The 24,339-nt window shown below is 59.9% G+C and carries 20 protein-coding genes; 4 read left to right on the forward strand and 16 right to left on the reverse strand.

Features of this window, described 5'->3' with window-relative positions; genetic code table 11:
• Positions 1-68 precede the first annotated feature (68 nt).
• Entirely contained in the window at positions 69-293 is a 225-nt protein-coding gene (locus ACP7EW_RS23480) for a YgdI/YgdR family lipoprotein (RefSeq protein ID WP_033902158.1), read from the forward strand.
• Between the two features lie 40 nt (positions 294-333).
• Here ACP7EW_RS23480 and ACP7EW_RS23485 read toward each other — a convergent pair whose 3' ends face one another.
• The 8 genes from ACP7EW_RS23485 to ACP7EW_RS23520 form a co-directional block, all read right to left on the reverse strand.
• Positions 334-1,746 carry a polyurethane esterase gene (locus tag ACP7EW_RS23485; RefSeq protein ID WP_426220111.1) on the reverse strand — a complete coding sequence of 471 codons (1,413 nt, stop codon included), beginning with the start codon at positions 1,744-1,746 and terminating at the stop codon, positions 334-336.
• Positions 1,747-1,781: 35 nt separating this feature from the next.
• Positions 1,782-3,110 (reverse strand): TolC family outer membrane protein, encoded by a 1,329-nt coding sequence (locus ACP7EW_RS23490; RefSeq protein ID WP_426220113.1) that lies wholly within the window; start codon positions 3,108-3,110, stop codon positions 1,782-1,784.
• A 2-nt stretch (positions 3,111-3,112) separates the two neighbouring features.
• Positions 3,113-4,426, reverse strand: coding sequence for an HlyD family type I secretion periplasmic adaptor subunit (locus ACP7EW_RS23495; RefSeq protein ID WP_269130549.1), 1,314 nt, complete (start codon positions 4,424-4,426; stop codon positions 3,113-3,115).
• Positions 4,423-6,174 carry a type I secretion system permease/ATPase gene (locus ACP7EW_RS23500; protein WP_426220115.1) on the reverse strand — a complete coding sequence of 584 codons (1,752 nt, stop codon included), beginning with the start codon at positions 6,172-6,174 and terminating at the stop codon, positions 4,423-4,425. Before ACP7EW_RS23500 ends, ACP7EW_RS23495 begins: the two co-directional genes overlap by 4 nt.
• A gap of 102 nt (positions 6,175-6,276) precedes the next feature.
• On the reverse strand, positions 6,277-6,645 hold the full coding sequence (locus ACP7EW_RS23505; protein ID WP_426220117.1) for an AprI/Inh family metalloprotease inhibitor: 369 nt from the start codon (positions 6,643-6,645) through the stop codon (positions 6,277-6,279).
• 49 nt (positions 6,646-6,694) lie between these two features.
• On the reverse strand, positions 6,695-8,143 hold the full coding sequence (locus ACP7EW_RS23510) for a serralysin family metalloprotease (protein ID WP_426220119.1): 1,449 nt from the start codon (positions 8,141-8,143) through the stop codon (positions 6,695-6,697).
• A gap of 366 nt (positions 8,144-8,509) precedes the next feature.
• Positions 8,510-9,613 (reverse strand): P1 family peptidase, encoded by a 1,104-nt coding sequence (locus ACP7EW_RS23515; RefSeq protein WP_426220121.1) that lies wholly within the window; start codon positions 9,611-9,613, stop codon positions 8,510-8,512.
• 9 nt (positions 9,614-9,622) lie between these two features.
• On the reverse strand, positions 9,623-10,987 hold the full coding sequence (locus tag ACP7EW_RS23520) for an APC family permease (protein WP_426220123.1): 1,365 nt from the start codon (positions 10,985-10,987) through the stop codon (positions 9,623-9,625).
• 199 nt (positions 10,988-11,186) lie between these two features.
• Between ACP7EW_RS23520 and ACP7EW_RS23525 the strand changes: the two genes are divergently transcribed.
• Positions 11,187-11,972: a response regulator transcription factor gene (locus ACP7EW_RS23525; RefSeq protein ID WP_426220125.1), complete on the forward strand. Its 786-nt coding sequence runs from the start codon at positions 11,187-11,189 to the stop codon at positions 11,970-11,972.
• Between the two features lie 69 nt (positions 11,973-12,041).
• Here ACP7EW_RS23525 and ACP7EW_RS23530 read toward each other — a convergent pair whose 3' ends face one another.
• Genes ACP7EW_RS23530 through ACP7EW_RS23545 form a run of 4 tightly spaced genes read right to left on the reverse strand, consistent with a single transcriptional unit; the run spans position 12,042 to position 15,816 of the window.
• On the reverse strand, positions 12,042-13,121 hold the full coding sequence (locus tag ACP7EW_RS23530) for a polyamine ABC transporter substrate-binding protein (RefSeq protein ID WP_033902147.1): 1,080 nt from the start codon (positions 13,119-13,121) through the stop codon (positions 12,042-12,044).
• Between the two features lie 60 nt (positions 13,122-13,181).
• Positions 13,182-13,523 carry a cupin domain-containing protein gene (locus ACP7EW_RS23535; RefSeq protein WP_016975816.1) on the reverse strand — a complete coding sequence of 114 codons (342 nt, stop codon included), beginning with the start codon at positions 13,521-13,523 and terminating at the stop codon, positions 13,182-13,184.
• 27 nt (positions 13,524-13,550) lie between these two features.
• Positions 13,551-14,957, reverse strand: coding sequence for an NAD(P)/FAD-dependent oxidoreductase (locus ACP7EW_RS23540; protein ID WP_426220128.1), 1,407 nt, complete (start codon positions 14,955-14,957; stop codon positions 13,551-13,553).
• A 49-nt stretch (positions 14,958-15,006) separates the two neighbouring features.
• On the reverse strand, positions 15,007-15,816 hold the full coding sequence (locus tag ACP7EW_RS23545; RefSeq protein ID WP_426220129.1) for a helix-turn-helix domain-containing protein: 810 nt from the start codon (positions 15,814-15,816) through the stop codon (positions 15,007-15,009).
• Positions 15,817-16,073: 257 nt separating this feature from the next.
• On the opposite strand from ACP7EW_RS23545, the gene ACP7EW_RS23550 reads away from it, so the two are divergent.
• Entirely contained in the window at positions 16,074-16,346 is a 273-nt protein-coding gene (locus ACP7EW_RS23550; RefSeq protein ID WP_014718395.1) for a DUF1652 domain-containing protein, read from the forward strand.
• An 11-nt stretch (positions 16,347-16,357) separates the two neighbouring features.
• Here ACP7EW_RS23550 and ACP7EW_RS23555 read toward each other — a convergent pair whose 3' ends face one another.
• Positions 16,358-18,805 carry a UvrD-helicase domain-containing protein gene (locus tag ACP7EW_RS23555; RefSeq protein WP_426220130.1) on the reverse strand — a complete coding sequence of 816 codons (2,448 nt, stop codon included), beginning with the start codon at positions 18,803-18,805 and terminating at the stop codon, positions 16,358-16,360.
• A gap of 218 nt (positions 18,806-19,023) precedes the next feature.
• Between ACP7EW_RS23555 and ACP7EW_RS23560 the strand changes: the two genes are divergently transcribed.
• Positions 19,024-19,719, forward strand: a complete 696-nt coding sequence (locus ACP7EW_RS23560; protein WP_426220132.1) for a pirin family protein — start codon at positions 19,024-19,026, stop codon at positions 19,717-19,719.
• A gap of 41 nt (positions 19,720-19,760) precedes the next feature.
• On the opposite strand, the gene pgm is transcribed toward ACP7EW_RS23560, so the two are convergent.
• The 3 genes from pgm to ACP7EW_RS23575 all read right to left on the reverse strand — a co-directional run bounded on the left by pgm (position 19,761) and on the right by ACP7EW_RS23575 (position 24,323).
• Positions 19,761-21,404 (reverse strand): phosphoglucomutase (alpha-D-glucose-1,6-bisphosphate-dependent), encoded by a 1,644-nt coding sequence (gene pgm / locus ACP7EW_RS23565; RefSeq protein ID WP_426220134.1) that lies wholly within the window; start codon positions 21,402-21,404, stop codon positions 19,761-19,763.
• A 106-nt stretch (positions 21,405-21,510) separates the two neighbouring features.
• Positions 21,511-22,917, reverse strand: a complete 1,407-nt coding sequence (locus ACP7EW_RS23570) for a PLP-dependent aminotransferase family protein (RefSeq protein ID WP_426220136.1) — start codon at positions 22,915-22,917, stop codon at positions 21,511-21,513.
• Positions 22,914-24,323 carry a hypothetical protein gene (locus ACP7EW_RS23575; protein WP_426220138.1) on the reverse strand — a complete coding sequence of 470 codons (1,410 nt, stop codon included), beginning with the start codon at positions 24,321-24,323 and terminating at the stop codon, positions 22,914-22,916. Before ACP7EW_RS23575 ends, ACP7EW_RS23570 begins: the two co-directional genes overlap by 4 nt.
• Between the last annotated feature and the right edge of the window lie 16 nt (positions 24,324-24,339).

Genomic DNA, 24,339 nt, shown 5'->3' on the forward strand with positions numbered 1-24,339 from the left:
AGCCGATGGCGTAACATTTGTGGCCCGCGCCTCTGGCGTGGGACTTTTCAAGGTTAAAGGTAAGGGTTATGAACATGAAGAATTTGGGTCTGCCACTGGTTGCACTCACTTTTCTGGTATTGGCCGGTTGCGCGACGCAGACCGTAGTGACGCTGCAAAACGGCACGCAGTATTTGACCAAGGACACCCCGAAAACCAAGACCGCCGACGGTTTCTACGAATTCACCGACATCGCCGGCAAGCGTGTACGGGTCAAGGCCGACGATGTGGCCACCGTGCGCAAGGAAGACTGATTGAGCAATCATGTGGGGGCCTGGCCCCCACATGTGTCTGTCAGACGATGACAACACCCTCCCCCGACCATCCGCTAACCCCAACCAGCGTCACCGAATCCCCGCCCACACTGATCACCGTATCCCCACCGTGCTCACGGTAATCCACACTGCCCTGCACATCCTTGAACACCAGCGTGTCCGTCGATTGATAGCCAATCACCCGGTCCTGGCCGAAATGTCCGCTGAACAGAAAGGTGTTGTGCCCGCTGTTATCGCGGATCGTGTCATTGCCCTTGCCGCCCTCGATAAAATCCGCGCCCTTGCCGCCCTGGATCAGGTCATTGCCGTCGCTGCCAATGATGAAGGTATTGCCTTTATGCGGTTCGGCATTGCGGTTGAGATCCTGCACCCACGTATTGGCCCGCGCCGGGTCCGACAGGTTGGCGACAATCACCGTGGAATCATGGGTCATCTGCTCGTAGAAACCTGACTCCAGCACCCGCGTCAGGCCATCGCCATAACCCGTGGGCAGGTGCGAGATCCAGGTCGGCAAGTTGACAATGGAAAATGGCAGCACATTCCACAACGTCGAGGCGTAGTGGTCGTTGAAGCTGACGATATTGTCGGTGGTCGACTCATGGGGCTTGTCATGCACGCCCAGGGAAGACAGGTTGAAGGACGCGCCCTCCAGCGCACGGAACACCGGGTCGTTTTCATAGCCAATATTCAGCACCTTGTCGCCGGCACTTTGGGTCGGTGACGCATAGGCCACGTAGTTGGCATCCTTGTAGAAGCCGGCCCACTTGCTGTTACTCAGATCCGCCATGCTGTTGACGGCCAGCCCGCCCAGGCTGTGGCCGCTGACCACCACGTCCTTGCCGCTCAAACCGTGGGCGCTGGCATAGTCAGCAACGTTCTTGAGCAAACCGCCAAAGGCCTCCCCGGCATAATTCTTCGCGTAATCCTTGGGGCCCAGTGCGGCCAGCAGGTCACTGACCAGGTCGCCGATGGAGTCGCTGATCAAGGTTTCACGAGGCCCTGAGGTGCCGCGAAAACCGATGCCGATTTCCAGCAGTTTTCCAGCGTCATCGTACTTACCCAACACCTCGACCTGGGCCGTGGTGTAGCCGGCCTTCTCACCGAAAAACGTACCCCGCGCATCGACCTTGCCGCCGTAGCCCAGGGTGCTGGCGCTGATCGGTGTCCAACCGGCCTTTTGCACTGCGTCCAGCGCGGCTTTTTCCGAATCCGGGTTCCAGGGAATGCCGGGGATCACGCCCTGGGAATCCGTACTGCCGAGCAACGCGCCGACCAACGTGGCCGGCAAGCCCAGCCCCAGGCCATTGTGCTGGTAACCCACGGCAAAGCCATTATCCAGGTTGTGATAGGAATACAACGTGATCGCCATCGCATCGGCGAACAACGCCTTGGAGCCCTCGGTGCCGAGGTTTTTATAGTCAAAGATACCCATGTCAGTGCCTCTCTTATTGTTGTGAACACCCAAAATCAACGCCCAAACGCCTCATCCACCTTGGCCAGGTCGGTATCGCGCAGGTTGCCGGCGTAGTAATGCAATTTGGTCCAGGCCATCAGGTAGTCGTACCGCGCCTGGGCCAGGTCTCTGCGAGTGCTGTAGAGCTGCTGCTCGGCGTTCAGCGCATCCAGGTTGACCCGCTCCCCCCCCAGGATGCTTTGCTGGGTCGACACCACCAGCGCTTCGGCCGACACCAAGGCCTTCTGATACGCACGCAGCTTGCTCACCCCCGACAGGCAGGCGCTGAACTGCCGACGCAGCTCGATCAGGGTTTCGCGGGTCTTGCCCTCCAGTTCGTACTCGGCCTGCTCCATGGCGCGGCTGGCCTGGCGCGTGGACGCGGAGATACCGCCACCGGCATACAGCGGCAGGCTGACTTCGACGCCGATGGTGTTGGTGTCATAGCGCTGGTTGTAGGTGTTGCCGCTGTCGGATTCCTGCTGGCGCGAGCTGGCATAGGCCGTGACCTTGGGCAGGTGCCCGGCGCGGTTGCGTTCCACTTCATAACGCGCCACTTCCAACGCCTGGCGCTGGGAGGCGAGCGTAGGGTTATTACTGATCGCCAGTTCATGCCAAGTGTCGTAGTTGGCCGGCGTCAGGGTGAAGGCGGCAAAGCCCTGATTCAGCGGGGCCAGGTCGTGGATGTTGACGCTTTGCACGCCAATCAGTGCGCCCAGCTCCCGCAAGGACGCGTCCTGTTCATCCAGGGCCTGGATCTCTTCGGCGGTGGCCAGTTCATAGCGTGATTCAGCTTCCAGGATGTCGGTGCGAGTGCCCTCGCCTTGTTGGAACAAATGCTGGTTCTGCTGGAACTGCTGCTCGAACGCCTTCTTCTTCGCGCGGGCGATGTCGATCTGGTCCTGGGCAAACAAGGCCTGGGTGTAATAGGTCAGCACCCGCACCAGCAGCGCCTGGCTCTTGTCGCGAAAGCTTTCGTCGGCAAACAGCGCCTGGGCCACGCCTTTGCGGTAGTTGGCGTAGGCCTCGTAGTCGAACAGCGGCTGTTGCAGGCTGAAGGTGGAGCCGTAGCTGTTGTAGTTGCGGTCATCGTGGTAATTGCCTCCGCGCCCGTCCGGCAGGGTGGCCTGGGAATTGTTGCGGCCCTTGTTGTAGTTATACGAGAGCTTCGGCAACAGCCCGGCGCGGCCGATGGCGCGGTTTTCCAGGCCGGCGTCGCGCTCCTTGATCGCTCCGAGGAACACCGGATCGTTGCGCAAAGCCTGTTCGTACACATCAAACGGGCCCATGGCGGCCTGGGCACTGGCGCTGGTCAACAGCAAGGCGATAAACATGTGCTTCATGTCTATTCCTCGGTCAACGCAGAGCCGGCGCGGTCGAGCAGCGGCTTGAACAGGTAATTGAGCAACGAGCGCTCGCCGGTGCGCACGAACATCTCGGCGGGCATGCCGGGTTTGATCACCAACCCGTGAAGTTTTTCCAACGCCGCTTCGCTGACCGTGGTGCGCAGCACGTAGTAGGCAGCGCCGGTTTTTTCATCGAGCATCTGGTCGGCGGAAATCAGGCTGACCTCCCCCGGCACACGCGGTGTGCGGCTTTGGTTGAAGGCGGTGAACAGGATATCGACCGGCAAGTGCGTGCCGACCTTGTCGACCAAATGCACCGGCAAACGCCCTTCCACTTCCAAGCGCGTGTCCTGGGGCACGATCTCCAGCAGGGTTTCACCGGCACGGACCACGGCGCCTTCGGTGTGCACGCTGAGATTGACCGCAATGCCATCCGCCGGGGCGTTGATTTCGCTGTGTTGCAGGTCGAACCCGGCGGAGGTGAGTTGCTGTTCAAGGGTCAGGCTGCGCAATTGCGCGTCGGCCAACTGGCTGCGCACTTCCTTCTGGTATTCCTCGCTGTGCTGCTGCAGTTTCAGCCGCGATTCAAGAATGCCCTGCTCGACCCGGCCACTTTCACCGGTGTTCTGCGCCAGGTCCTGCTGCACCTGGGACAATTGCCGTTGGTAGTCCATCAGCCGGTTGCGCGGGATGTAGCCGTTGTCGGCCAAGGGTTGCAAGTTGCTCAGTTGATCACGCAGGGACTGGGCCTGGGCGGTCAGGTCGCTGCGGGCGCGGCGCATGCCGCCTAACTGCGCGGTGGCGCCGTCGATATTGGCACGGATACCCGCCTGCTCACGGGCAAAGGCCTCACGACGGCTGCTGAACAATTGCCGCTGGCCTTCCAGCACCAGCGCCAGGGCCGGGTCGGGATTGGCACTCAGTTCAGCCGGAAAGCGGATGCTGGCCTGGTTGTCGCGCTCGCTCTGCCAGCGTGCCACGCTGGCCCAAGCCATGCGGTACTGGGCTTGCAGGGATTGCACGTCGGCCTGGTGCTGGGTTTGGTCGAGACGAAACAGCGGCTGGCCTTGTTTCACAAACTCGCCCTCCTTCACAAGGATTCGGCTGACCACACCGGGGCTGAGGGTTTGCACCGCCTTGCGCTTGCCCGACACCACCACCGTGCCCTGCACCGGAATGCCCTGATCCAAGGGCGCCAGGCTGGCCCACAAGAAGAAGCCACCGGCGCCGACCACCGTCAGCAGCCAGCCCATGCGGGCGAAGAAATTGGCGTCGTGTTCTTTGAAGCGAGGTTCAACAGTGAGGCTGCTCATGCGCCTGGATTCCTTCCGGCCTGGTACTGACGACTGAAACTCACGCCCGGTTTCTCCTTGGGCGGCTCCTGCTGGCCGGACAACGCCCGAAGCACTTCCTGGCTCGGGCCGAATGCCTGCAAATGCCCTTCGCTGAGCACCAGCAATTTGTCGGCCTGGGCCAGCGCCGACGAGCGATGGGTGACCAGCACCACTGTGCTGCCCTGGGCTTTCATCTGCACGATGGCACTGGCCAGGGCCGCTTCACCGACGGTGTCGAGATTGGAATTGGGCTCATCCAGCACGATCAATCGCGGCCCGCCATACAGGGCGCGGGCCAACGCCACCCGTTGTTTCTGGCCGCCGGACAGGCCGCCGCCGTTGTCACCCAGCAACGTGTCGTAGCCTTGCGGCAAGCGCAGGATCAGCTCATGCACGCCCGCCTGCTGCGCGGCCTGCACCACCTGCTCAGGGTCGGCCTGGCGAAAACGCGCAATGTTGTCGGCAATGCTGCCGCTGAACAGTTCGATGTCCTGGGGCAGATAGCCGATGTGGGGGCCGAGGTCATCGCGGTCCCAGCGGTGGATATCCGCGCCATCCAGGCGCACCGTCCCGGCCAGCGTCGGCCACACGCCCACCAGCACACGGGCCAGCGTGGATTTGCCTGAGCCTGATGCACCCAGAACGCCGAGCACTTCACCCGCGCCGAGGTTGAAGCTGACTTGATGCAAGGTCGCCACCCGACGCCCCGGCGGGCCTGCGCTGACCTGTTCGAAGCTGACCTGGCCCTTGGGCGCCGGCAGCTTCATCTGCTCGACTTCCTGCGCAAATTCACGCAACAAATCATCCAGCCGCTGGTACGCCAGCTTGGCCGAACTCCATTGCTTCCACACCGCAATCAACTGGTCGATGGGGCTGAGCACCCGGCCCATCAGGATGGAACCGGCGATCATCATCCCGGCGGTCATATCGCCCTTGATCACCAGCAACGCCCCCAGGCCCAGCACCAGCGATTGCAGGCACAGGCGCAGGGATTTGCTCAAAGACGTCACCACCGAGCCGGTATCACTGGCCTTGTTTTGTAAACCGAGAAACTGCGAATGCACCGCAAACCAGCGCTGGCGCAGCGCACCGAGCATGCCCATGGCCTGGATGGTCTCGGCATTGTGCAAGTGGCTGGTGGCCAGTTGCGTGGATTGCTGGGAATAACCACTGGCCTCGCCCAACGGCTTTTTGGTCAGGTATTCGTTCAGGCAGGCGAGGCCGATCAACAGCACCGCGCCCGCGGTGGCCAATAGGCCGAGCCACACGTTGAACAGGAAAATCACAAACAGGTAGATGGGAAACCACGGCGCGTCGAAAAACGCGAACAGCGCCGGCCCGGTGATGAATTGGCGGATGTGGGTCAAATCGCCAAGGGATTGCCCGGCATGCCCCTGCCCGCTTTTCAAGTTGCGTTCGAAGGCGGCTTTGTACACGCGCAGGTTGAAACGCCGCTCCAACTGGCTGCCGATACGGATCACGATAAAGCTGCGGATCACCTCAAGCGTGCCAATAAACGCAAAGAAGCCGACGACCATCAGCGTCAACATCACCAGGGTGGTTTCATTCTGGGAGGACAGCACGCGGTCATACACTTGCAGCATGTAAATCGATGGCACCAGCATCAGCAGGTTAATCAATGCGGTGAAACAACCAACACTGATCAAGATACTTTTGTACTCACCCAACGCCCTGAGTAACGGCGCGACGGCATGGGACTTCGCCATGGCTTCTGATCTTCCCTGAAACAAATTTCGCGCAATAGTTTCCCCAACCCCAAACAACGGAGCGGTCAACTAATAAATTCAGTTATAAACCTATAGCGACAACTAAGGTGTGCGTTGCAATACAACTTCCAGGCCGGTAGGCGTGCGACCTTTATATTCGCCCTCTTGCTCTCGGTTGAGGTGGGTTATCCCGCTGCCTTCGGCATTCATCAGCCAGATGCCATCCGGTGTCGGCGTCCAGGTCAGTGGTTTTTCACCGAGCCATTGCGCCGCGCAGGCGACGTCGCCGCCCAAGGCATTCGCCTGTTCCAGCAGGTCCAGTGCGCACATCTGATCCTGCTGGTGCAATTGCCAGTGGCCAGCCAACTGGGCGCTGGTGGGTAATACAAGACTGCTCGCCATCACGTGGGCTCCTGCCGATACGAACATCACCTGCAACACGCCGGTGATCACTTTGAATAAACGCTGCATCTCCACGCTCCATCGCTAAAGCGCGGCGCCGAAGCGCCGCGCCCGTGCATTACGCCACGATGTCGCTGATGGCTGCCTGGCCGACGGTGGTGACGAGGAAGTCCGCCACGCCGTGCCCGGAGAAGTCCACTGCCAAGGTGCCCAGGTTGGTGCCTGCGGCATAGGTCAGTACAGCATCGCCGGCATGTCCGGTGAAGGCATTGACGAAGGTCAGGCCTGCGCCCTTGGTGATGCCCGACAAATCGATCTTGTCCGAACCCGAGGTAAAGTCAAAGATCTTGTCCGCAGCGCCTGGCTTGGAATCGGAACTGGCACCGAACACAAAGGTGTCGTTGCCCGCGCCGCCCCATAGTTGGTCCGCACCGCCGCCACCGTAGATGAGGTCGTTGCCGGCCCCACCCTTGATCACGTTGGCCGCGTTATTGCCGATGATCAAGTCATTGCCGGCGCCGCCGAAGGCGTTTTCGATGGTCACGCCCTTGGCGATGGACACGTTGCCCACCAGGCCACCAACGTCGGAGAACGACGCTTCATTGAGGTTGATTTTCTGGTTCTGGGTGAAACCGGAGAAGTCCAGGGTGTCGTTACCACCGCCGTCCCACACCGAGAACACCAGTTTGTCGGCATTCGAGGTGGCGCTGAGGAAATCACGCCCGGTGTTGGAATTGAAGCCGTAGGTGGTGTCGCCGGCACGGGTGTTGTAGTTGGCGCCGTAGAGCTTCTGGATCGCCGCGATGTCATCGATCAGCGGGCCGGACGCGTAGGCTTCGACGCCGCCTTTGCTGAAGTTCTGGTTGGTGTTGCTCTCGCTCCAGTAACTCATAACGCTGTAGCCACGCGTGTCCTGTCCATAGTCCGCGTCTTTGTAGGAAGGGTTACCGGTCCCGGCGTTGTAATCGCCAGGGTGGTCCAGGCCCAGGGTATGGCCGATTTCGTGGGTCAGGGTCTGGCGGCCGTAGTTATTCAGGTCCGGCGTTTTGTTCGGCGTGTAGCTGCTGTTGGTCAGGTACCAGGAGGTGCCGTCCAGGCCGCTTTCGTGGTACTTGTCGTTGGTGCCCGGCAGGTAGGCAAACGCGGCCGCGCCGTCCTGGCCACCGCTGTAGTTGCCAAACGTCATGTGGAAGTCACCGCCCGAGGCTTTTTCGGTGAAGGTCACATTGGCCACATCCGCCCAGGATTGCATGGCCAATACGGCCTGTGCTTTCTGCTGGGTGTTGAACTGGCTGAACCCGGTGATGCCATGTTTGTTCATGGTTGCCGAGGACGCCGAGGTGAGGAAGGTGTAGGTCAGATCAATCTTGCCGTTGCCATCCAGGTCACGATAGGCCGCGTTCTCGCGCAACAGGTGGTCAGCTGCCTGATCCACCGAGAACGAAGGTTTACCGTTGACCGTGAGGTTGCCGCCACGGTCGTACAGATGGCTGAAGCTATCGATTTGCGAGTAAGCGGTGCTGGCTTGCGCCGCCGACACGATAGCCTTGTCTTTTACTTTTGACATAAACGTACTTCCTTGTTTGCAAGTGCATCAGTCTTTGTTCGATAGGCACCTCGCGGGCGAGATCGTCCTATCACTCGCCTCTTTTGAAGGCGTAAGAAAACTGACACAACTTGAAATCTTTCGTCTACATCTTTTCCAGCATTCTAAATCACTCGAACAACAACTTAGTTAAGACCTGTGCCGTGTTTATTGGGTGGCAGTGGTTTTGTCCGACAAAAAACAGCTGGCTCATATTTAAATATTAAATAGCACTAACGCCGCTCAAGTAGAGCGGCGCCGCCATTTAATGGATCCAATATATTGGCAGGGTGTCATTAGCAACATTAAACAGCCACTACTTGTATTAATAACTTAGGTTGCCCCCTATTACCGGGACGCACTCCAGCCTGTCTTGTGCAATACCGCCAACAGCGTTTCACCTTCCAGTCCGGGCACCAGCACACGTTCATCAGTGAGCATGCTCTCCCCGGCCAGGATCGCATTGATGATCGCCTCTTCCACCGCCTCCGCCGCCGCGCTGAACAGCGGCGAAATATGGTCGTTGTTGACCATCTGCAAGGCGCTGCTGAACGGCAGGCCCTTGCGTCCATAATCCGCTGGCGGCAGATCCTGGTTACCGGTGGCAAAGGCCAGGAACAGGTCACCGCTGGAATCTTCGGTGCCGCCGCCAGTGCGGGCGATGCCGATGGACGCGCGCTGCGCCAGGCGCTGGCATTGGTGCGGCAACAGCGGCGCGTCGGTGGCCAGGATCACCACGATCGAGCCCATACCCGGCGTGCCTTGCTCGGCGAAGGGCGACGCAATCTCCATCAACTGGCGCCCCACCGGGTAGCCATCCACCCGCAGCTCCTGGCGCTTGCCATGGTTGGCCTGCACCAGCACGCCGACAGTCCAGCCGCCCTGTTCCGCCGGCAAGCGCCGCGAGGCGGTGCCGATACCGCCTTTGAATTCATGGCAGATCATGCCGGTGCCGCCGCCGACCGCGCCCTCCTGCACCGGGCCGGTTTCGGCGTTGTCCACGGCTTCGCGCACATGCTCGGGGCCGACATGCTGGCCCCAGATGTCATTGAGCAGGCCGTCATAGGTTTCCATCACCACCGGCATGCACCAGTACACCGCCGGATCCGCCAGGCGCTCGCGCTCCAGGGCGATCAGGCTGTCGCGCACAATGCCGATGCTGTGGGTGTTGGTGATGGCCAACGGCGTGGTCAACAGCCCCGCCTCGTTGATCCACTCAAGCCCAGTGGCGTCACCATTGCCATTGAGCACGTGATAGCCGGCGAAGCACGGTTGCTGGCGGGCTTCGCCGGCGCGGGGTTGGATCACGCTGACGCCAGTGCGCACGTGCTTGCCGTCGATAAGCGTCTTGATCGTGCTGTGCCCGACCCGGACACCGGGCACATCGGTAATGGCGTTCCATTCACCGGGCGTGCCCAGCCCCAACGTGATGCCCAATTGACGTGCGCGCATAACCACTCCTTACAATTTCTGGAAGACCGGACTCAACCGTCCACTGATGCAATACAGAATCACCGACAGCGCCAGCAAACCGATGATGATCATGATGTCGCGGATCGAAGCCGCCGCCACCAGGGTGACCAACAGATAACCCGCCCCGAGTACCGCGACCAACGCCGGCAGCGGCCACAGCGGCATGCGATAGGGATGCTCGCGATCACGCAGCAGCACCCGGCTCATCAACGCACTCAGCGCCACCACCAGGTACACCAGCATGATCAGCAACACGCTGAACGAGGTCAGGTCGGCCAGGTTGGAGCTGAAACTCAACAGCGCCGAAGGAATCGCCAGGAACAGCGTAGCCAACCAGGGCGAATCCCAGCGTGGATGAATACGCGTGAACAGTTTGTTGATGCTCGGCGTCCACAGGGCGTCGCGTCCGCTGCTGAACACCACGCGGCCGATCTGGATCACGATCGCGACAATCGCATTGAACACCGACAGGAAGATCCCGGCGCTGACCAGCCGCGACAAGGTTTCATTGCCATGGCTGGTCAACAGGTAGCCGATAGGGTCCGGGCTGCTGATCATCTCACTCAGCGATGGCGCTCCGATCAACAGCGCGGTGATCGGCACCAGTTCGATGATCACCACCAGTCCCAAGGACCACAGCACGGCCTTGTGCACGCCTTTGCCGCCGCATTTCATGTCCTCAGCCAGCAACACCGCCGGCCCATAGCCGTTGTAGGAAAACAGACCGATACCCACCGCGCCGATCACCAGCGCCCACGGCGCCAGGTGCAGCACGCCGTTTTCGACGATCTGCGGCTGGAACAACACACTGGCCGGTTGCACCGGGTTGCTAAAGCCGATCACCACAATCACCAGCAGCGCGGCCACTTCCAGCAGCAGGCAGGTGCCGGTGATCCAGGCATTCAGCTTGATATTGAGAATGCCCAAGGCGTAGCTGCACACCACGATTACCAGCGCGACGGTCTGGGAGTCGAACTTCGTGCCCAAGGCGTTATTCAGATAAGTCGCCGCGCCTGTGGCGAGCACCGGCGGGATAAACAGCAACATCACCAGTACGGTCAGGAACGTCGCATAGCCGGCCATGCCGCCAAACACGCGCTTGGCGTACACATACTCGCCCCCGGCGCTGTTGTGGGCGCGGCCCAACTCGGCGTAGCAAAAGGCAAACATCAGCGCGAGTAAGCCTGCCATCACAAACGCCAGGAACACGCCACTGCCGGCTTGCTGGATGGCAAAGGGCGCAATCACAAACACGGAACTGGCCGGCGTCACCGCTGACACGGTGATAGCGACCACATCAAAGACACTCAAGGTGGGTTTCAGCACGCCGTCAGGCGTGGGGGAAGTGCTCATATCGTTATCCTCTGTCGTTGTTCTTGGTGTGAGGCAGAAACGAAACGTCTGAATATCGCGGGATATGTTTTCCGCTGAATGATGGCAACCTTAAACAGGGTGTTCATGTCAGCCAATTCCCCTATTGGCGTACTCCCCTTGACGCCACCGGGCAAAAGCCGAACCCTTGGCCGATCTTTTGCGGGTGGGAGCCTGCCACATGAGCCTGTTTCGCGAAGTCGGCATGCACGCCGGCCTGGGCCGCACCGTTGCGCACATCGGCACCGAGCATTTCTGGAAACAGTTGGTGTTGTTGCTGCACCAGTGCCTGCCGTTCGATAACGCCTTGGCGATCTTCTACCCGGTGGATGGCCCGCCCCAGGCCTTGGAAGAATACGACGCCCAGCCCAGCAGCAAACCGGCGTCGATGCTGGTGTATCTCAATGGCCTGTATTTGCTCGACCCGTTTTTCCAGGTCTGTCGCGAGGGCTATGCCAGCGGCGTGTACCGCCTGGAGGAAGTGGCACCGGATCATTTTCGCCAGAGCGAATACTTCCTCAACTACTTCCACGACAACGTGCTGGAAGACGAGGTGCAATTCATCCTGCAAGTGCCGGGCGCGGGGACATTGTCGCTTTCGTTGGGCATGCAGCGGCGTTTCAGTTTTGATGAGACCGGGCTGATGACCACCGTGGCCGCCTGGGTATTGCCGTTGATGCAGCAACACTGGCAGCAAAGCACCCAGCGTGCGCCGGCGATGGACAGTCAGATCAGGGACGCGTTGAGCCAGTTCGGTTGTGGTGTGCTGTCGGACCGCGAGCTGGAAATCGCCCGGTTGGTGTTGCGCGGGTTCTCGTCCAAGGCCATGGCCGAGCGGCTGAATATCTCGCCGGACACGGTGAAGGTGCACCGTCGGCATCTGTACGCCAAGCTGGATATATCGTCACAGCCAGAGTTGTTTTCGTTGTTTATCCAGTCGTTGGGGCATGATTTGGAACACCCCTGAGCCCGAGGTTGCACTCGGTTTAAATGTGGGAGCGAGCAAGCCCGCTCCCACATGAGTGATGCGTAACGTTTATTTACCGGTGCGAATGGTGTTCCACACCCGCGTACGCACCCGGTCGATATTCAATGGCATCGCCTCCAGCGCAAACAACTTGCCCATCATTTCCGGGCTCGGATACACCTTGGTATCTGCCTTGATTGCGGGCTCCACCAGACTGTCGGCGGCTTGGTTGCCGTTGGCGTAATGCACATAGTTGGTGATGCTGGCCATCACTTCCGGGCGCAACAGGTAGTTCATGAAGGCATACCCGGCTTTTTCATCCGGGGCGTCCGCAGGCATGGCGACCATGTCGAACCAGATCGCGGCGCCTTCCTTGGGAATGTTGTAGCCGATGTTCACGCCGTTGTTAGCTTCCTTGGCACGGCTTTCCGCCTGCAGGATGTCGCCGGAGAAGCCCACCGCCACGCAGATATCGCCGTTGGCCAGGTCGGCGGTGTATTTCGAGGAGTGGAAGTACGCGACGTAAGGGCGAACTTTCATCAGCAAGTCTTCAGCCTTCTTGTAGTCCTCAGGCTTCTTGCTGTGGTGCGGTAGGCCCAGGTAATTGAGCGCCGCCGGCAGCAGTTCCGGGCCGTTGTCCAGAATGGCCACGCCGCATTTTTGCAGCTTGGCCATGTTCTCCGGCTTGAAGATCAGGTCCCAGGAATCGACCGGCGCATTGTCGCCCAGCACCGCCTTGACCTTGTCGATGTTGTAGCCGATGCCGGTGCTGCCCCACAGGTACGGGAAACCATGGGCATTGCCCGGATCGTTGTTTTCCAGGGCCTTGAGCAGCACCGGGTTCAGGTTCTTCCAGTTGGGCAACTGGCTCTTGTCGAGCTTCTTCAACGCACCGCCCTGGATCTGCCGGGCCATGAAGTGGTTGGACGGAAACACCACGTCGTAGCCGGATTTACCGGTCATCAACTTACCGTCGAGGGTTTCGTTGCTGTCGTACACGTCGTAGGTGAAACCAATGCCGGTTTCTTTCTGGAAGTTCTTGGTGGTGTCCGGCGCAATGTAGTCCGACCAGTTGTAGATTTTCACCGTCTCGGCGGCCTGGCTGATAGAGGCCACCAACATCAAGGGCAACAGGGCAATGGCTTTCATGGTTCGATTTCCTGGCGGTTTTAGGGCTGTTTTTATGGCAGGCGATCAAGGATCAAAGCGTTACAGGATCAATACGTAGGTCTTGCGCACGGTTTCCTGGATGTCCCAGATGCCGGTGCTGTTGGCCGGCAACATCAGTGCGTCACCGGCTTGTATGTGGACGATTTCACCGTTGTCAGGGGTGAAGGTGCAGCGGCCCTGGATAAAGTGGCAAAACTCCTGGGATTTGATCTGCCGACGCCAGACACCTGGGGTGCATTCCCAGATGCCGGTTTCGACGCCATCGTTGCGCTCGACGCTCAGGGTCGAGGCCACGGCAATGGGCTCGCCCAACGGCACGGCCACGGGCGACGAGTCCGGTAGGTGGGCGTTCAGCGTGTCTTTGAATTGCGTGATGCTCATGGGGTTTTCCCGTGTGAGTGAAACGACTTAGTGCATGAAACCTTCCATGAACCCGGCCACGCCGGTCGCCAGCTTGCGGCGCCAAGGGGCGGTATTGGGGTTGGCCAACACCTTGTCTTCATGGACAAAACTGCGAATGATCGCGTTGTAGCCCAGCCAGCGGCAGGGTTCGGGCTCCCAGGGCTTGAGCGCGTCCAGCCCACGTTCACGGATTACCCAGGGTTGATGGGTCAGCGGCGTGTCGCGGCCGAGGATCAGGTCGGCCAGGGTGCGGCCACCCAGGTTGGTGGCGCCGACGCCCTCCCCGCCATATCCGCCAGACAGTGCGATGCCGGTCTTGTGGTCGCACAGCATGTGCGGTCGGAAATTTCGCGACATGCCCAGGTTGCCGCCCCAGGAATGGGTAATCTTCACGTGCTTGAGCTGTGGGAAAAGCTCACCGAACAGGTAGCGACGCAGTTCCACTTCGCTGTCAGTCAGATCGAAGTTGTGCCGCAGCTTTCCGGCAAACTGGTAGCCGCCACGGGCGCCGAACACCAGGCGGTTGTCCGCCGACCGCTGGCCGTAGGTCACCTGGCGACTGCTTTCGCCAAAGGCTTGGCCGTGGCTCAGGCCGATTTCATCCCAGGTGCTGGCTGGCAACGGCTCGGTGGCGACAATCAGGCTTTGCACCGGCAGTTGATAACGGCCCAGGGGCGGTAAGGTGTTGGCGTAGCCCTCCACTGCCGGCACCACCCAAGCGGCACGAACACCGGCCTTCGCCGTGCGTAGGCCTCCGGATTGCCAATGGGTCACTGGGCTGTTTTCGTAGATTGCCACGCCCATGCTCTCAACCACCCGCGCCAGGCCGCGCACCAACTTGGCAGGGTTAATGGTCGCCACGTGGGGTGCATAGATACCGCCATAAGGCTTGGCGATACGAATCTGTTCGGCCAGTTGCTGCGGGCTGAGCCAGCGGTAGTCGGCTTCGGTCAGGCCCTGGGCGTAGAGTTTGTCGAGGTAACTGCGCAGGCTGCCTTCCTGCTCGGGGTAGCGCGCGGCGCAGTACAACGCGCCGCCCTTGCGGTAGTCGCAGTCGATGCCTTCACGCGCCAGCACTTGGGCGACTTCATCAGGGATGGCATGCAGCAGGTCAAACGAGGCGCGGCGCTGTTCGGGGTTCAGGCCTGCCAACAAGCGGTCCTCGCCCAGCAGGTTGCCCATCAGCCAACCACCATTGCGGCCGGAGGCGCCGAAGCCGGCGGTTTGCGCTTCGATGATTGCGATGTTCAGTTCGGGCGCCTGACGTTTCAGGTAATACGCGGTCCACAACCCGGTATAACCGGCGCCGATGATGGCCACGTTGACGTCCAGGTCCTGCTCCAGCGAGGGCCGCGCGAGCAGCGGGTCATCCAACTGGTCCATCCATAAGCTGATGTTGCGCCATGCCGGCATGCCGGGTTCCCCTACCTCGTTTCGATAGGATGGATCCTAGAGCGCGGTGTCAGGGGCTGTCTTGCGCGCGTGCACGCAGGGAAATTTGTTTGACGTAGGCCTTGGGTGACTGGCCCGTGTGCTGACGGAATGCGCTGTAGAACGCTGACAGTGAGTTGAAACCGGCGGCAAAGGCCAGGTCGTCGACCTTTATCGGCGGTGCTGCCTTGTCCAATGCGGCCAGCAAGTGCTGGAGCCTGGCTTGGTTGACGTAACGATAGAAGCTTTGCCCCAGCACCTGGTTCAGCAAATAGGAAATCTGATTGCGACTGTAGCCACACTCTTTGGAGACGCGCTGCAGGTCCAGTCCCGGGTCCAGATAAGGTTGCTTGCGTTCGAAATACTGCTGCAGGTCATTGGCCATATGCCCCAATTGCTGGGGCGACAAGCCCAAGCGGCTGACCGAAGGCCGTGCGGCCTGGATAGGTTGCTCGTGCACCAGGGAGGCGTATTCATTGACCCGCCAGATCAACCCATCGCGCACCGTGATGGCTTCGCTGGTGCGGAATGACACCAGGCCGTGGCCGCCACGCAAGGTGATGCGGTACTGGATGAAGGCCGTATCACCATCGGCGCGGATGCGGTCGCTGTGCTCGATGGCTTCATCGGCCTCACGCGGCATGCTGGCTTGCAGGTAATCACGCAGCTCGGCGTAACCGACGACGCGGTTCTGGAAAAAGTCGTGGTACTGGATGTCCGGATGGTAGTAGGACATGACGCCCTCCAGGTCCCGATGACGCCAACACAGGTGGTGACGCAGCACCAATTCGCGTGTGGCGTGGGACTGCTGGGGCTCATCGTCTTGGGCGATGTCGGACATGGAAGGCTCTGCGGCGGGTAAACCTTGGAGATTGCCGAATTTTGCCGGGGCCTTCAATGGCGAATTGGCACTTCTGACTAATGGCCTTTTGCCCAATCTCAAGTAGGACATGACCCACATCAAACTTATGAAAAACAACCGCCGAACGGGGCCAAAAAAGTCACCTTGCGTGTGCGAACGGATGCTATTTTTAAGTTCTTAGATGCCACGACCAGTGAAGGTCTTGGCCCCCTGCCGCGAGCTAAAGGAAGCGCTCAATGAACAAGGTGGGCAACATGAACAAAGTGACGTTCCCCAACGCCTGCCAGCTGATGCGCTGGCATTTTCATCCGATGGGTTTTGAGGGCAGCATGGATGCGCCTGGCAGTATGATCGCCCGATTGTTCGACCGCGCCAGCGGCGAGACGCTGATCGCCATCGCCGGCATCCCCTGCGCCACCGTGATGAATGCTGCCGATGTGGAGCGCATCATTGAGGCCGTTGAGGATGAGCTGGAGTCGTTTGTGCCGCCGGTGTCATTGCGGGCCTGAGTGATCAGCGCCTAAACGCGCTGATCATCGAAAAACGCCTTCTTGCCATCCACCCGCTCCGAGGCCCTCGGCACGTTCACGGCCTGGCCTTCGGGCTTTTCCACATACCAGTAGCAATGGCTCACGGCGCGGGTTATGCCCACATAGGCCAGGCGCAGCACTTCGTCCCTTTGCGCATTGTCATAGGGTTCGCTGTCGCCAGCCTTGCCCAGGCCCGCCATGCGGTAGACCTGATTTTTGTACGGCGAGCTGGTGACATGCTGGCAATCCCCAAGCAGAAACACCGCGTCTGCCTGAAGCCCCTTGGCACTGTGATAGGTCAACTGCTTCAACCTGCGCGCCTGCGGTTGCAAGCTAGAATCCACATTAACTACAGATTGAATATGCTCTTGAATCAATAGCTTATCGCTACTTTTTCGATAAAGCATCAAGATCGATTCACCCTTCTGATAGTGCTCCGACAACTGCCGCCCCAATGCCGCATCGTCGCGCTCCAACACCTTGACCGGCACCAATGCCTTGGGCGCGCCACTGGCCTTGGCCTTCTTGCCAGGAATCGCCGGTGCGGCGCGCACGATGTGCTCGGCCGCATCGATGATGTGCTGGTGGCTGCGGTAGTTCTCGCCCAGCATCACGCGGGTGGTCGACGGGGATGGGAACTCCTTGTCGAACTCCATGAAGTACTTGGGCGAACTGCCGCGCCAGCCATAGATCGACTGCCAATCATCCCCCACACACAGCAAGGATGAGCGCTGCGCGCCGCGTCCCACATGCATGGCTGGGCCACGGCTGCGAATCTCGCGCAGGCTGGCACGGATCCACGAGACGATCTGCGGCGAAACGTCCTGGAATTCGTCGATCATCAAGTGCGACAGGGGACGCAGTAGCGGATCGCTGAGCAGCTTCAAATTTTCCGGGGTATTTTCGCCAAACAGCGAGAACATCCGGTTATAGGTCATGATCGGTGGCGATTGGTCCAGCAAGTGATCTTCCAGGGCTTTCCAAAAAATACTCAGGGCTTCGAAGAAGAAGCGGTCCGGGTCATCTTTGGCAAAGCTCATCTGCCCAACGGCGGTGGGTACGTCCAGGCCGAGGTTTTCGATGAATCCGGCGGCCATCACAAAACTGTCCAGCAGCGGCGCTGAAGCCAACTCGCCTTTGACCTTGTAATCAAAGCCGGGGCCGGCGGTGGCATCGCCGGCCAGGCTGCTTAGCAGGCGCTTTGATGATTCGTAGCTATCTAGCCATATCAAAGGCTTACGACAGAAAGCTTGAAACAAGGTGCGCTTTACCGCCCATTCTGCGCGCACCGACAGCTTCGAGCTTGGCCGGCTGGTCTGCGCGTTTTCCCGTGAGTCGAAGCCCAGCACCACCCAGGCATCTAGCTCGGGACTGTAGCCATGGCAGTGAAATTGCGCACCGTTGATTTCCACGGTCTGGCGGTTGGGTTCAATGCCCTTGATTGGCCACGCGCCTGCGCGAAACCACAGGTCCTCGATCACATCGCAGAGTTCTTCGTCGCGTTTGGCCGCCAGTTCGGTCACGGCCACGCGTTTTTGCACATCCGGATGATCGCGCTCCAGCTCCTTGAGTTGCAGCCCGTGGCGCGCCAGTGGCGCAATCAGCTCACGGAAACGCGGGTGCTGCCCCTGCAGCCGGTGGTAGCAGGCATTCATCTGCTGGCGCTGGGCGTCGTTGATACGCAGGTCAAAAGGGTTGCTGTCAGCGTCTTCAAAACCCGAATTCAGGTTCTCGAAGGCTTGCAGGCGCTCAAAGCCCGGCAGGCTGCGTACCATGGGCAGAATGCGCGAGTGAAAGGTCCGCACCACGACTTGCGCTTCTTTCATACCAAGGGGTTGGCCCCAAAGGTTGAGAATCTCCATGAGCTTGTTGATGAAGTCCTTGCGCGATTCGCGGGTGAAGGTCACCACCGTCATCGAACTCAGCTCAAAGCCCAGGTAATGGGTGAGCAGCAAAATGCGCAGCACCAGCGACGTGGATTTGCCAGCACCGGCCCCGGCGATCACAGAGGTCGAGGGTGTTTCACTGAAGATCATCTTCCATTGCGCCGCGCTCGGCTGGGCGTGAGCCGGCAGCAATCGTGCGACGTCGGCCTTCATGCGCTTCTTCAGCTCGGCGGTGAGCGGCAGGCGCCAATCCTCGAACAGGCTGTCATCCACACCCGGTGCACGGTGTTCATCCGGGCGGAAGTCACGAATCAACAGCACTTGACGACCTTCTTCGATGCCATCGGCTTTGCCTTCGCGATAGCCGTACTCCACACCCGCTTCATGCCCGCTGCGAAAACCGTCCGCCTGCCCGTGCAGCCAGGAAAACCGGTGCTGGGCGCGCAAACGGGTCAAGCCATGGCCAAACAGGCGCGCAGCCAGGCGTTTGAATAGCGGCATGTCTGCCAAAGGGCGCAGTTCGGGAGGAAGATCAGGCTTTTGTTGCGACACGCGGACTCCTGCGATGAGCTGGTTTCAAACAAGTGCGCCATGGTCGCCGGAATCGACGCTCAGTTCCAGCCAATTGCTTTTCCGTCATGCAGTTAGGCGATGAACTGAAAGTCAAAGCGCCACTAACCAATCTAATCGACTGATAGGAATCAGGCAGTTTTTACGCTTTTTATCGATCATGAGCTGCAGGATCATAGGGCCATTCACAGGAGACGATCATGCTTGAACTTCGACCTTTCACTTCCCTGGGCGGCGCCCACCACGGCTGGCTTGACGCTCATCACCACTTTTCGTTTGCCGAGTACCACGACCCCAACCGCATGCACTGGGGCAACCTGCGGGTGTGGAACGACGACATTATCGCGCCGGGCACCGGCTTCCCACAGCACCCGCACCGCGACATGGAGATCATCACCTATGTGCGCAAAGGCGCGATCAGCCATGCCGACAACCTTGGCAATAAAGGCCGTACCGAAGCCGGTGATGTGCAAGTGATGAGCGCAGGCACCGGGATTGCCCACAGCGAGTACAACCTTGAGGACACGCCGACCAAAATCTTCCAGATCTGGATTATTCCGAACGAAGCCGGTTTGCCACCTTCATGGGGCGCCAAGCCGTTTCCTAAGGGTGACCGGGAGGGTTTTGTAACGCTGGCGAGTGGTAAGGCCGGGGACAGCGAGAGCTTGCGCATTCGTGCGGATGCACGCCTGGTGGCGGCGAACCTGAAGGCGGGGGAAAGTGCCGAATACCGGCTTGACAGCGGGCGTCGGGCTTACTTGGTGCCGGCGACCGGGGTTATTGAAGTCAATGGCTTGCGTGCACAAGCTCGAGATGGTGTCGCGGTTGAAGATGAACAGGTGTTGCGGGTAACGGCAATTGAAGACAGCGAAATTGTGTTGGTCGACCTCGCCTGAATGTATGCAGGAGCTGGCTTGCCAGTTCCTGCAAGGGCTAGTTATTGGCTGATAGCACCGTCTACCAGCACCTGCGCCTCTTCCACGAGTTGCTTGAGGTGATCCTCATCAATAAAGCTCTCGGCGTAGATCTTGTAGATATCCTCAGTACCGGATGGCCGTGCGGCAAACCAGCCGTTTTCAGTCATCACCTTCAATCCGCCGATCGCCTGGTCATTGCCTGGCGCATGGCTGAGGATCTGCTGGATGCTTTCACCGGCCAACTCGGTAGACGTTACCTGGTCTGGCGACAGCTTGCCCAGCAGGGCTTTCTGCGCCGGAGTGGCCTTGGCATCCACACGAATCGCGAACGGCTCACCCAATGCGTCGGTCAGCCCACGGTAGATCTGGCTGGGGTCCTGGCCTTTGCGCGAGGTCATTTCCGCGGCCAACAGCGCCGGGATCAGGCCATCCTTGTCAGTGCTCCAGACAGTGCCGTCCTTGCGCAGGAACGAAGCACCGGCGCTTTCTTCGCCACCAAAGCCCAACGATCCTTCGAACAGACCATCAGCAAACCACTTGAAGCCAACCGGCACTTCATACAGACGACGGCCAATGCGCGCAGCGACGCGATCGATCAAGCCGCTGCTGACCACGGTTTTGCCCACGGCGGCGTCTGCGCGCCAGTCAGGACGGTTCTGGAACAGGTAGTCGATGGACACCGCCAGGTAGTTGTTGGGTGCAAGCAAGCCACCGGACGGCGTGACGATGCCGTGGCGGTCGTGATCTGGATCGCAGGCGAACGCCACATCGAAGCGTTCCTTGAGCCCAATCAGGCCCTGCATGGCGTAGCTGGAGGACGGGTCCATGCGGATCTGGCCGTCCCAGTCCACGCTCATGAAACGGAAGGTGGAATCGACTTCGGTATTCACCACGTCCAGGTTCAGGCGGTAATGCTCGGCAATCGCCGACCAGTAGCGCACCCCTGCTCCACCCAGCGGGTCCACGCCCAGGCGCAGGTCAGCGCTGCGGATGGCGTCCATGTCGATCACATTGACCAGGTCAGCCACGTAGATGTTGAGGTAGTCATGGCGATGCGTGGTATCCGCCTTGAGTGCCTGGGCGTGGGTGATGCGCTTGACCCCGGCGAGTTTGTTGGCCAACAGTTCGTTGGCCTTGGCTTCGATCCACTTGGTGACGTGGGTATCGGCTGGGCCGCCATTCGGCGGGTTGTACTTGTAGCCGCCACTCTGCGGCGGGTTGTGCGACGGCGTAATGACGATACCGTCCGCCAGGCCGCTGGTGCGGCCACGGTTGTAGCAGATGATGGCGTGGGAAATCGCAGGCGTCGGCGTGTATTCATCGCCTTCGGCCAGCATCACATGCACACCATTGGCAGCCAGCACTTCCAGGGCGCTGGCACCAGCAGGTGTCGACAGTGCGTGGGTGTCCAGGCCGACGAACAGTGGGCCGTTGATGCCCTGGGCTTCGCGATACAGGCAGATGGCCTGGCTGATGGCAAGCACGTGCCATTCGTTGAAGCTCAGTTCAAACGAGCTACCACGGTGCCCGGAAGTACCGAATGCCACGCGCTGGGTGGAGATTGCTGCATCAGGCTGGCCCGTGTAGTAGGCCGTGACCAGTCGCGGGATATCCACCAGCAGTTGGGCTGGCGCCGGCTTGCCCGCAAAAGGACTGATTGTCATGCATAAACCTCGGAAAGAAGGATTTGGAATAAAATGGCAGTTTACTGAGAGTTGGACTGCTGCGCGACGTTATCGATCCTACAACAGTAAGAGAAACTTCACGCGATCATCCTATCTGTGCCTTACGCAACGCTTCGCTGAGAGCTGCCAGGACAATATCCAGGTTCGGCTGCCCCTGAAAGGTATGGCTCAGGCGCAAATGCTGCTGATGCAGACCGCTGATACTGAACAGTTCGCCAGGGGCAATCACCACTTGCTGGGAGAGCAGACGCTGGAAGACCTGGCGCATATCCACGGGTCGTGTGGCGTTCAACCAGAACGCCGCGCCCGCAGCGGGTGCACGATAGGTCATTTGGTCTCCCAGATGCTGGTCCAGGCGCTCGCACATTTCGTCTGCCTGCTGACGCAGCTGCTGGCGCAGCCCACGCAGGTGCTGGTCGATCCGCCCGCTGTGATAAAGACGCGCAATGGCACGCTGGCGAATCGGCGACAAGCGAAAGGAGCGCAGCAGGAAATGGCGCTGAAGTTCGCTGTTCATACGCCTTGACAGCAGATACCCATAGGGCGCTTCCGAGCCCAGTACTTTCTCGAACGAGGAAAACACCATCAATCGCTCAGGGTTCACCAACTCGCGCAGTGCGACCTGTGGCTCGTGGAAACCCAGTTCGCCAAAGGTGTCGTTCTCCAGGAGCCAGCAACCGTACTGATCCAGCATGTGCGCGATGGCCACTCGATCCTGGGGCGGCATGGAAACTCCGGCTGGCACACTGACCCTGGATGACAGCAACACCAGATGCACCGACTCGGCGCATAACAATTGATCAAGGCACACCAGGTCGAGCCGCCCTTCTGGCGTCCAGGGCAGCTCGATGATCCGCACCCCGGCATCCTGAAGCAGGCGCAGGACCAGCCAATCACACGGCGACTCCACAATCACCGCAGCCCCCCTCAGGCCCAACACTTCGATGAGGATGTCCAATACACCGCGCAGGTCGGCACCGATATAGACGTCATCGGCATGCCAGCAGCGGGTCGGCGACGACGTATAACGCGCCGCCAGCGCTGCACGCAGCTCCCAGACTCCGCAAGGCTGGGACCAGGGTTGAAGATATTGCGGATACTGGCGGACCAGTTCTCGCTCCAAGCGCAACAGCGTGCCATCCAGCGAAGCCAGCAGCGCAGGCTCATCGCCGCTGAGCACCACCATGCCTGGGCGCCGTGCCGCTGCGTAGAGCCGATCCAATAGGTCACCGCTGGCACCTGCCAGCGGATTTGCCGAGAGCGGCCAGGCGTAATAACCCGATTTGGCCACCGAATAGACCCGGCCCTCTTTTTCAAGCAGCGAGTAGGCATACTGGACGGTTGAAATCGACACGTTCAAGCGCCCCGCCAATTGTCGCAGGGAGGGCAGTTTTACCCGTGCGTCAGTACTGACTTCGTTGATCAGGCTGATCATGTAGCGATAGACCGCCTGATACGCGAAATCTGCCTGCCGCTCGCCGCGCAGCGTCATCGTCCGGACAATTGACAGGCCTGCGCGCTGTCATGGGCCGTAGTGCCGACATTGCGCAATTTGCCGCCCACATAGCCCAGCGGACGTTTGCGATAGAGGTGTTGCAACAAAGTCATCGGCAAGCCGCTGGTGTCAGTGACCCACTGTTGCAGCATGTCGGCGGACGGCTTGCCTTGCAGGACCTTGTGCAATTCGGGCAAGGCCACCAGCATGCCTGGGTGGCATTGGCGCAAATAGCCTTCCAGGCGTTCGCCGTGATGGATAAACGGCGAAAACAGCAGGCAAATCAATTGAGTCTCGTCCAAGCCAAAGAACTGCTGGGCGTAGGCGCCTGACTGGATGCGACCGTCGCGGCCCCCCACCTGCGCAAGCAGTTCATCGGGCATGCAGTGTGGGACCTGCTGGATAAAGCGCTGTACCCCCTCCTCGTAATCCAGGTCCCGCAAGCACTGGGCTTGCAGCCCACGAAGATGTGCCATAAGCCGAGGGTTGGAATACGCGGGATGACTGAAGTGAAATTCCTGCGGGTCGGGTGCGAAGGCCATGAATTCGTTGAGCATGGCCGAGGATGAAAGGTCGACATCGTCCAGCAAATCGGCAACGCCAATGTAAGCCAAGTGGCGATGTCCGTTCTTGCTGGGGTTGTCACTTTCAACATAATGTTCCCCATACACATCACGGTAATATCCGGTGCTCCATTCATCCATGCGCGCGAACAACCCGGTGAGTGACGACGGCCAGCCTTGCGGTATCGCGATACCGGCGCCCAACGCCGTGTTCTTGAGCCAGGCAAGGAACTGACTTTGCTTGCGCGGGGAGTCGCCGCTCACCAGTGCGTGCACCCCGCCATTCCAAGTGGTGATGCGCTGGTAGAAATCCCCCAGCGCCAGGTACGTATCACTGCACAGGGTGGCGCGGCAGTCGCCTGAACTCAAATGGCCCACCATCAACATGTTGCGCTGGCTGATTTCTCGTCCAACGCTGGAAACAGGTCGCAAGTGGTTGAAGGGCAACACTTCCTGGTTTTCCACCATCAGCAGGTCAACCCTTGGGTCATCGTGCAGAAACAGGCGGCCGTAGCCCTGGTTGATGCCGTCGAGCATGCCCTCGGTCATTCCCGCATGGCGTAATGTCGCGACACGCAGTTGAAAGGTTCGTGGGGATCGACCAGCGATGGTCAATTGCGCGGCCCGCAACAAGGCCAGCGTGTAGCTACTCACTTTGCCACCGCCATGGACTACCAGCACTTTATAGCCCCCCACTTGCTCCATGCCACCTGCCGCCACAACGATTCGCTGGACCAACAACTGGAGTGCCGTGCGCTCTTCGCGAGCGAAGTGCCCGATCAAGCGCTGTAGAACTTGCTGATAAACATAAGTCATAGCCTGTTCGTGAATAGTGCTCATCATTCTATTACCTGAG

It is taken from the genome of Pseudomonas sp. DWRC2-2 (assembly GCF_049897885.1).
In the GTDB taxonomy this organism is placed as follows: domain Bacteria; phylum Pseudomonadota; class Gammaproteobacteria; order Pseudomonadales; family Pseudomonadaceae; genus Aquipseudomonas; species Aquipseudomonas azotoformans_A.

Coding starts and splice junctions, on each gene's coding strand:
- ACP7EW_RS23520 (WP_426220123.1), bottom strand. CDS start 10,987: ATGAGCACTTCCCCCACGCCTGACGGCGTGCTGAAACCCACCTTGAGT.
- ACP7EW_RS23575 (WP_426220138.1), bottom strand. CDS start 24,323: ATGAGCACTATTCACGAACAGGCTATGACTTATGTTTATCAGCAAGTT.
- ACP7EW_RS23570 (WP_426220136.1), bottom strand. CDS start 22,917: ATGACGCTGCGCGGCGAGCGGCAGGCAGATTTCGCGTATCAGGCGGTC.
- ACP7EW_RS23560 (WP_426220132.1), top strand. CDS start 19,024: ATGCTTGAACTTCGACCTTTCACTTCCCTGGGCGGCGCCCACCACGGC.
- ACP7EW_RS23510 (WP_426220119.1), bottom strand. CDS start 8,143: ATGTCAAAAGTAAAAGACAAGGCTATCGTGTCGGCGGCGCAAGCCAGC.
- ACP7EW_RS23515 (WP_426220121.1), bottom strand. CDS start 9,613: ATGCGCGCACGTCAATTGGGCATCACGTTGGGGCTGGGCACGCCCGGT.
- ACP7EW_RS23495 (WP_269130549.1), bottom strand. CDS start 4,426: ATGAGCAGCCTCACTGTTGAACCTCGCTTCAAAGAACACGACGCCAAT.
- ACP7EW_RS23500 (WP_426220115.1), bottom strand. CDS start 6,174: ATGGCGAAGTCCCATGCCGTCGCGCCGTTACTCAGGGCGTTGGGTGAG.
- ACP7EW_RS23525 (WP_426220125.1), top strand. CDS start 11,187: ATGAGCCTGTTTCGCGAAGTCGGCATGCACGCCGGCCTGGGCCGCACC.
- ACP7EW_RS23485 (WP_426220111.1), bottom strand. CDS start 1,746: ATGGGTATCTTTGACTATAAAAACCTCGGCACCGAGGGCTCCAAGGCG.
- ACP7EW_RS23535 (WP_016975816.1), bottom strand. CDS start 13,523: ATGAGCATCACGCAATTCAAAGACACGCTGAACGCCCACCTACCGGAC.
- ACP7EW_RS23540 (WP_426220128.1), bottom strand. CDS start 14,957: ATGCCGGCATGGCGCAACATCAGCTTATGGATGGACCAGTTGGATGAC.
- pgm (WP_426220134.1), bottom strand. CDS start 21,404: ATGACAATCAGTCCTTTTGCGGGCAAGCCGGCGCCAGCCCAACTGCTG.
- ACP7EW_RS23550 (WP_014718395.1), top strand. CDS start 16,074: ATGAACAAGGTGGGCAACATGAACAAAGTGACGTTCCCCAACGCCTGC.
- ACP7EW_RS23530 (WP_033902147.1), bottom strand. CDS start 13,121: ATGAAAGCCATTGCCCTGTTGCCCTTGATGTTGGTGGCCTCTATCAGC.
- ACP7EW_RS23490 (WP_426220113.1), bottom strand. CDS start 3,110: ATGAAGCACATGTTTATCGCCTTGCTGTTGACCAGCGCCAGTGCCCAG.
- ACP7EW_RS23480 (WP_033902158.1), top strand. CDS start 69: ATGAACATGAAGAATTTGGGTCTGCCACTGGTTGCACTCACTTTTCTG.
- ACP7EW_RS23505 (WP_426220117.1), bottom strand. CDS start 6,645: ATGCAGCGTTTATTCAAAGTGATCACCGGCGTGTTGCAGGTGATGTTC.
- ACP7EW_RS23545 (WP_426220129.1), bottom strand. CDS start 15,816: ATGTCCGACATCGCCCAAGACGATGAGCCCCAGCAGTCCCACGCCACA.